This is a genomic window from Bartonella capreoli (assembly GCF_902813205.1).
Classification (GTDB): Bacteria; Pseudomonadota; Alphaproteobacteria; order Rhizobiales; family Rhizobiaceae; genus Bartonella; species Bartonella schoenbuchensis.
In genome coordinates, this window is record NZ_CADDZX010000329.1 from 1 (window position 1) to 403 (window position 403).

A 403-nucleotide genomic window follows, 5' to 3' on the forward strand; every position below is an offset into this window, starting at 1 on the left:
CCGCACAGGGCACCCCCCCCCAAACGCCATCTTCCTCTCCCCACCCCAACCGACATCCCCCTTTCCCCACCCCCCCCGTCCTCACCACCCCACCTCTAATGCTCTTAAAAATCCCCCTCGAAGAAAGTCCTCCCAAACCCACTTCCCCCCCCCCCAGCCATCTCCCACAGCCACCCTCAAACTTCACCTAATCCCCCCCCCAGTACATCTCAAATAACCGCCCCACCACCAGCACAACCCAACCTGGCTCTCATCTTCCTCCACCAACACACAAGACACTCCCCCCCAAACGCCATCCTCCTCTCACCAACACAATCGACACACCCCTTTCTCCACTCCCACAACCCTCATCCCCCACACCATACGCTCTTTTAAAAATCCCCTCGAAGAGAGCCCTCCCAAC

1 protein-coding gene is annotated in these 403 nt (G+C 59.1%); it reads right to left on the reverse strand.

The genetic code is table 11. The annotated features are described in order from the left end of the window. On the reverse strand, positions 1 to 187 hold a 187-nt coding region (locus J7R05_RS08655; protein ID WP_208541911.1), incomplete at its 3' end, for a hypothetical protein. Positions 188 to 403 lie beyond the last annotated feature (216 nt).